The sequence below is a fragment of the Paenibacillus sp. 01L418 genome, from assembly GCF_056400045.1.
Window position 1 is genome coordinate 1 of record NZ_JBFTSN010000524.1, and the last position, 3,931, is coordinate 3,931.

Consider the following 3,931-nt stretch of genomic DNA (forward strand, 5'->3'; position numbering starts at 1 on the left):
GGGGAAAGTACGATGAATTAATTCCGCGGAAATAGAAAACCCGATCGAATGAGATCGGGTTTTTTTGTATTTCCTACTCGCTTTTTTTCCATCACAGCTAAACTCGAAAGGACGCTTAATTACAATTTTTGTGAATAAAAATAAAATTTCTTAATAGTTAAGGAGGTTTAATTTTACAATGCACTGTTATAGTTCTCATTGACTAACCATTTTATTAAGGGAGAAGGAAACGTAATGAGAGCAAAAGTATTACGCAAGACAATAGTAATTGCATCCATTATAACGCTGCTAGGAGGGGGACTACATAGCGGTTTTGGTCAAAAAAACCATGTCTTTGCAGTAGATGAAGCATCGCCAAATGTTATCGTTGAAGATTTTGAAGATGGAATCTCAGATGTGAAATTTAATCCTAAACGCATGTATGATGCTACGCTGCACTTGGAGAACAACAAGAAGCATGTAAGAAATGGACAATATTCAGCTAGAATTGATTACGATATGATTGGCATCGTAGATAACCCTTCTCAAATTGAAGTCGGGTATAAAACAGGGAATATTCCAGTAACAGGCTACCCTACTAAAGTAGGGATGTGGGTTTATGGGAACAATGAAGGACATTTGCTAACGACAAAATTTAGAGATAAAGGCGGATCTTCATTCCAAGCAGAATTTTATGATGTAAATCAAATGGGTGTAGACTGGTCTGGTTGGAAATATATTGAGGCGGATGTGCCGCAGGGAAAACCAGGTCCGATCGTCCTTGAATTGTTTTTCCAATTGAAACAATCGAATATGAGCAAGAAAAATAAAGGCTCGATTTGGGTAGACGATATTACCTTTATCTATAAGGAACTTGACGAGGATAAAGAAGTTCCAACTATTAAACCTATAGCCCCTGTTCCGAATGAAGTGTTAAGCGCTCCGCTTGATGCATTGAAGGTTGAGCTGGACGATAAAGGATCAGGTTTGGATTTGAATACCTTATCTGTTCTTTTGGATGGAACGAATATAACGGATAAAGTAGACTATTCTGAAAATACAAAGGTATTAACCTACCCAGGAAAATATGTGGATGGCGGTTATCATGAGCTTGTGATTGAAGTGAAGGATAAGGTTGGTAACCCGTCAGGGAAAACATTCGCCTTCACAGTGAATGCAGGAGAACGATTGTTCATGACTGCTAACAAAGAAGCAATAAGCAACGAAATCTACTCTGTACAAGTAGGTATCAAAGATTATTTGAATGCAGAACAGGCAGAATTTGCACTAAATTATGATAAGGGTATTCTTCAAGTTGAAAGCATTACTCAGGCGACTGGTGTTGCCCTAACCTCAGATATTGATAATGAGCATGGGATGGTTAAAGTAGCACTTAATAACGTAGCAGCAGCCCATAATTCCGTTRCGGTTAACTTCAGAGTGAGCTCTCATGCCGCGCTGGAGCGTGGTGAAGCTTACAAGACCATAACCATGAGCAATACAAATCTTACAGCTGGCGAAGCTCAGACTAGCTCACCACTCGCTGCTCCTATTCACTATACCATCGCATTTCCATATCAGCTGGAAATGACGGGAGTTGGTTTAGGCACGCCTTCTACATTTACAGTATTAGACCATGTGGGCAAGCCGTATGAAGGTGCGGACATTGTTTTCATTGGATTATTAAAGCAAAGCTCAGTAGTTACCGTTAACACCGTAACGTCTAATGTATATGAGGATGACGATACGTCTTCTGAGGTATTAATGGTTGCAAAAGCTGGTGAACGTTACTATGCTTCTGCAAAAGCTGAAGATGGATTATTCGAAATTATTTTCGCAGATGGTCAAACAACAGGTTATATTTCTGAATCGGATGTTAGCAGTCAGTTATTGAACAGCAGCCTTGGTAAAACAGATGCTAAAGGACAATTAACGACAGACCTAACTACATTGGCACTTGGAACCTATCAGGTTCAAGCGGTCAACGGTGATAAGAACAGTAAAGTTGTCAATTATGAAGTCGTGGAGCAATACGGTACAGATGCACCTCAATATGTTCAAACCTATGTGGCAGAAGATATGTCTTCTGAGCTGAGCGCTGCTTGGCAAACAAAGCCAGACCAAACCATTACTTATCTTGAATACATTGAAGCTAGTGAATGGGGAACAGGAGAAAGTCCTGATATCAAACATGTAAAACAACATCAAGCTGAGAGTGAGCTTCAAGTGCTTAGTATGAAGGAAAATGGAACGAAGGGTGAAATCCGGTTTCATAATGCTCTGATTGAAGGTTTGAAAGCAAATACCGCCTATAAATATCGTGTAGGTTATGAGGGCAATTGGTCGGCGTGGTATGAATATTCGACAGTTGATCAGAATAAATCAACACCGACCTCATTCTTGTTTATTACAGATTCTCATACGAATCAATCACAAGGCATACAAGCCTATCAAGAACTAATGACTAACGCTTTGAAACAACATCCATCCACACAGTTTATTATGCATGGTGGAGATATGGTTGATGTAGGCGGCGCATTTGAAGAATGGCAGAAATTCTGGCAAGCATCTGCGGTCTACGCAACAAAAATTCCAACTGCTCTAACATTGGGTAATCATGATGTGAAGAGTGAAGGGAAAGAAGTATTCACCAAAGGGGCGAATTTCCCAACGAACGGACCAGAATCTCAGCTTCAATATGCTTACTCTTATGAGGTTGATGATACTCATTTTGTCGTATTGAACTCAGAGGGTACAGAGGAACAAATGATAGATCAAGCAGCTTGGCTCGAAGAAGATTTAAATAAAAATGGTAAAAAATGGACTATCGTTATGTTCCATCGTCCTGCCTACCATACAGAAAATGGTCGAGAAACCCTTGTTGAGTATACACAAACGTATTTTGCACCTATTTTAGAAGAGAAAAAAGTTGATTTGGTTCTAGTAGGTCATGATCATGTGTATGCGCGTACCTATCCAATGCAAGATGGTAAGCCCAATAAGGATACAAATGAAGGTACCGTTTATCTTGATGGTGGTGCATCGGGCTGGAAATTTTATGATGGTACACAATATAATTATTTGAAACATATCTTTGATGAGGACGTGCCAGTATATTCCGCTATTGAAATTACTGAGGACGGGATTCATGTGGAAGCACGTACAAGTGCGGGTAATAAGATCGATGAGTTTACTGTCGTGAAAACAACGGGAGTTGAGCCAACGCCGACACCAACGCCAACACCAACGCCAACATCAACACCAACATCAACACCAAAAGCAACGCCGGCGCCAACATCGACACCAACGATTACGAAACCAGTCTTCAACGACAAGATCGATGTGGATGTAGTTAAGGCTATCGTGGAAAAAGAGAAATCTGCTCCTGCTTTAAAATTTACGGACGTCCCAGCATCTTCGTGGAGTGCTTTAGTAGTGGAGCGTGCTGCTAAGATGGGGATTGTAAAAGGCTATAGTGATGGTTCTTACCATCCGAATGAAAATGTAACTCGCGCCGAGTTCGCCACGATGCTTGCAAAAGCTTTTGGTTTAACGAATTCAAACAGTGCTTCCTTCTCTGACACCAAGGGGCATTGGGCCTCAGAAGCGATTGCAGCATTACAGGCTAATGGGATAATTACAGGTTATAGCGATGGTTCTTTCCATCCTAATCAAAAAATTTCCCGTGCTGAAATCGTTGCAATGCTAGCTCGGTTGACGAACTATGTTCCTAGCGCAACCAATCCGTTCTCGGATGTAGTCACGAACTGGGCTTCTGAACCAATTAATGCTTTTGCTAGTGCAGGTATCGTAAGCGGTAAAGGCAGCGGATTGTTCAAACCAAATGAATCTGCTTCCCGTGCCGAGTCAGTTGCGATGATTGTTCGCTTGTTGGATAAATTGCTTGAACAATAAGTAAAGTTAAAATAATTGTAGTGTTGTATAACCAAGG

The 3,931-nt window shown here is 40.8% G+C and carries 1 protein-coding gene; it reads left to right on the forward strand.

Annotated features, from left to right (window positions below; genetic code table 11):
• The first annotated feature begins 234 nt into the window (after nt 1-234).
• On the forward strand, nt 235-3,894 hold the full coding sequence (locus tag AC1DSE_RS31910; protein ID WP_477528810.1) for an S-layer homology domain-containing protein: 3,660 nt from the start codon (nt 235-237) through the stop codon (nt 3,892-3,894).
• Nucleotides 3,895-3,931: the final 37 nt, after the last annotated feature.